The following is a 3,664-nucleotide window of genomic DNA, read 5'->3' as shown; positions in this document are numbered from 1 at the left end:
GGCGGTCTTCCGCGTGCGGCGCGTCCTGGGCTTGGCCTCGGCTGCTTCGGCGGTGTCCACGGCGGCTTCGGCCTTCTTGCGCGTACGGCGCGGCTTCGCCTCGGGCTCGGGCTGTGCCTCCGGCTCGACGACCGGCGCCGGTGCCTCGACGACGGTCTCCGCCGCGGTGACCTCCGGCTCCGCGGACTTACGGGTCCGGCGGCGGCGCGGCGTGGGCTCGGCGACGGGCTCGGTCGTGGCGACCGGGGCGACCTCGACGGCACCTTCGGCGGTGTCGACAGCCACCTCGGCGGCCTGCGCCTGCGCCTGCTCCGGTGCCGCTCCGCCGCGGGTGCGGCGACGGCGGCGCGGGGTGCGGGTCGCGGTGGCCTCCTCGGCCGCCGGAGTCGCCTCGGCGGCGTCCGTACCGGCCGGGGCGTCGACGGAGTCGAGCGGGGTCCCGCCGCGGGTACGGCGACGGCGGCGCGGCGTACGCGCCGGGCGCTCGCGGTCTTCGGAACGGGACTCCTCCCGGCGTCCGCCGCGGCCGCGCGGACCGCGCCCGCCGGTCTCGCCGAGGTCCTCGACCTCCTCCGCGGCGAGCCCGGCGCGCGTACGCTCCGAGCGCGGCAGGACACCCTTGGTGCCCGCGGGGATGCTCAGCTCCTCGAAGAGGTGCGGGGAGGTGGAGTACGTCTCCACGGGGTCGTTGAAGCCGAGGCCCAGCGCCTTGTTGATGAGCTGCCAGCGCGGGATGTCGTCCCAGTCGACGAGGGTGATCGCCGTACCCGACGCGCCCGCGCGGCCCGTACGGCCGATGCGGTGCAGGTACGTCTTCTCCTCCTCCGGCGACTGGTAGTTGATCACGTGCGTCACGCCCTCGACGTCGATGCCGCGGGCGGCGACGTCGGTGCAGACGAGGACGTCCACCTTGCCGTTGCGGAAGGCGCGCAGCGCCTGCTCACGGGCGCCCTGGCCCAGGTCGCCGTGGACCGCGCCGGCGGCGAAACCGCGGCGCTGGAGCTGCTCGGCGATGTCGGCCGCCGTGCGCTTGGTGCGGCAGAAGATCATCGCGAGCCCGCGGCCCTCGGCCTGCAGGATGCGCGCGACCATCTCCGGCTTGTCCATGGAGTGCGCGCGGTAGACGAACTGCGCGATGTTGGCCACGGTCGCGCCCTCGTCGTCCGGCGCGGTGGCGCGGATGTGGGTGGGCTGCGACATGTAGCGGCGGGCGAGACCGATCACCGCGCCCGGCATGGTCGCCGAGAACAGCATCGTCTGGCGGCGCGGCGGGAGCATGGCGATGATCTTCTCGACGTCGGGCAGGAAGCCCAGGTCGAGCATCTCGTCGGCCTCGTCCAGGACGAGCGCCTTGATGTGCTTGAGGTTGAGCTTCTTCTGGCCTGCCAGGTCCAGCAGACGGCCCGGGGTGCCGACGATGACGTCGACGCCCTTCTTCAGGGCCTCCACCTGGGGCTCGTAGGCGCGGCCGCCGTAGATGGCGAGCACGCGGACGTTGCGCACCTTGCCGGCGGTCAGCAGGTCGTTGGTGACCTGCGTGCACAGCTCGCGGGTGGGAACGACGACGAGCGCCTGGGGGGCGTCGGTCAGGTCCTCGGGCTTGGCGCGCCCGGCCTCCACGTCGGCCGGGACGGTGACGCGCTCAAGGAGCGGAAGGCCGAAGCCCAGCGTCTTGCCGGTACCGGTCTTGGCCTGGCCGATGACGTCGGTGCCCGAGAGGGCGACGGGGAGCGTCATCTCCTGGATGGGGAAGGGGTTCACGATGCCGACGGCCTCAAGGGCCTCGGCCGTCTCGGGAAGGATTCCGAGCTCTCGGAAAGTCGTAGTCAGGGTGCTGCCTCTTCTGTGTGCGCGGTGCGAGGCGAGCGCAGGGGGTCTGTGCGACCGTGCCGGGGGACGTCGGCTGCCATACGGTCGGGCCGTAAGGCACGGGACCACTGCCGACGCTCTAGCGCTCGTACCGCTGAGGGTGTCCCCCCGTCGATCCGTACGCACTGTGCCGTACGGACGAGGGGCTGTCGGGTCGGAGCCGATCGGGCCACCGACCGGGCATCCTCATACACGCGGCCCGTCGAGACACCGTCGAACTGCGTCGACGTACTCAGCAGGCGCATTACCACCATACCCCGGAAACGCGCACATGCGATGGCCGAATTGGTCACGTAGTCGTCGTCACACTGATTGACCAGGGACTTCCCCCGCGCGGCAAGCGGGCTATTGTGCGCTGCATGACCACCTCTGACAAGCCTGACCCTGCCGCCGACAGCAAGGACGCCCCCGTCGAGCACACCGGAGTGGCCGCCCAGGACTGGGCCACCGCCTCCGCCGATCCGCAGTACCGTGCCGCGGTCGTCGATCTGCTCGGCGCGCTGGCCTACGGGGAGCTCGCGGCGTTCGAACGGCTCGCGGAGGACGCCAAGCTGGCGCCGACCCTGGCGGACAAGGCGGAGCTGGCGAAGATGGCCTCGGCCGAGTTCCACCACTTCGAGCAGCTGCGCGACCGGCTGAAGTCGATCGGCGAGGAGCCCACCCAGGCGATGGAGCCGTTCGTCGCCGCGCTGGACGGCTTCCACAAGCAGACGGCGCCCTCGGACTGGCTGGAGGGCCTGGTCAAGGCGTACGTCGGTGACTCGATCGCCAGTGACTTCTACCGGGAGGTCGCGGCGCGGCTCGACTCGGACACCCGTGAGCTGGTGCTCGCGGTCCTGGACGACACGGGGCACGCCGGGTTCGCGGTGGAGAAGGTCCGGGCCGCGATCGACGCCGACCCGCGCGTGGGCGGGCGGCTCGCGCTGTGGGCGCGGCGGCTGATGGGCGAGGCGCTGTCGCAGTCCCAGCGGGTGGTCGCGGACCGGGACGCGCTGTCGACGATGCTCGTGGGCGGTGTGGCGGACGGTTTCGACCTCGCGGAGGTCGGGCGGATGTTCTCGCGGATCACCGAGGCGCACACCAAGCGGATGGCGGCGCTGGGGCTGGCCGCGTAGGACTCCGGGTTCTTTTCTTCGGGCTCTCTTGCGGGCCCCGGGTTTCCGGGGCCCGAGGGGGGCTTCGTGCTTTCGGGCTTCCTACGTGTGTGGGCTCCGGGCTTCCTGCGTGTGTGGGCTCCGGGCTTCCTGCGTGAGTGGGCTCCGGGCTTCCTACGTCACGCCGTCGCCCGGCGGCCCAGTCGTCTTCCTGACGGCCGCAGCAGGAGCGACAGGGAGGCCGCGGAGACGGCCGCCGCTCCGACGAGAATCAGGAACAGGTTGCCCGGATCCAGTGCCGTGTGCGTGACGAAGGCGCCGAACAGGGCCCCCGCGACGCCGGTCGCGAAGACGAGGGAACGGGCCGGGAGCCGGTGCGGCAGACGGGCCGTCACCGCCCAGGACAGAGCCAGGCCGAGGATCGCGGAACTGAGCGCTTCCAAGAGCATGTCGGGGGTCCCTCCCACATGGCCGGCCCGGACGAAACGGTCGTAGCCCGTCTTACCCCTGACCTGCGGAATCCAATCCTCCCCTGTGGTCGAACTGTGCTCCATTTGTGAAGGCGGGCAGGTGAGGAACGACGGAGGGCCCGGCGGTTCCTCGAACGACGCTGTTGGTTTATTCGGGCCCTGCGTGACGTCGGCCTTCAAGACCCGGTTGTGGTCTTGAAGGCCGTCGTTGTCGTATGGGGTGGATGCGGA

Annotated in this window: 3 protein-coding genes; 1 reads left to right on the top strand and 2 read right to left on the bottom strand. The window is 71.5% G+C overall.

Annotation, left to right across the window (positions count from 1 at the left end; translation table 11 throughout):
- A partial coding sequence (locus tag ACZ7L7_RS28735) for a DEAD/DEAH box helicase (protein WP_471591972.1) occupies window positions 1-1,737 on the bottom strand: 1,737 nt, incomplete at its 3' end.
- A gap of 491 nt (window positions 1,738-2,228) precedes the next feature.
- On the opposite strand from ACZ7L7_RS28735, the gene ACZ7L7_RS28730 reads away from it, so the two are divergent.
- Entirely contained in the window at window positions 2,229-2,984 is a 756-nt protein-coding gene (locus tag ACZ7L7_RS28730) for a ferritin-like fold-containing protein (RefSeq protein ID WP_176712115.1), read from the top strand.
- Between the two features lie 158 nt (window positions 2,985-3,142).
- On the opposite strand, the gene ACZ7L7_RS28725 is transcribed toward ACZ7L7_RS28730, so the two are convergent.
- Window positions 3,143-3,412, bottom strand: a complete 270-nt coding sequence (locus ACZ7L7_RS28725) for a hypothetical protein (protein WP_285510245.1) — start codon at window positions 3,410-3,412, stop codon at window positions 3,143-3,145.
- Window positions 3,413-3,664 lie beyond the last annotated feature (252 nt).

The organism is Streptomyces sp. NPDC110618 (assembly GCF_055657065.1).
This window is presented reverse-complemented; position numbering and strand designations above follow the sequence as displayed.

Bases quoted from the DNA above. Each gene is read 5' to 3' on its own strand.
- ACZ7L7_RS28730 (WP_176712115.1), top strand. From the start codon at position 2,229: ATGACCACCTCTGACAAGCCTGACCCTGCCGCCGACAGCAAGGACGCC.
- ACZ7L7_RS28725 (WP_285510245.1), bottom strand. From the start codon at position 3,412: ATGCTCTTGGAAGCGCTCAGTTCCGCGATCCTCGGCCTGGCTCTGTCC.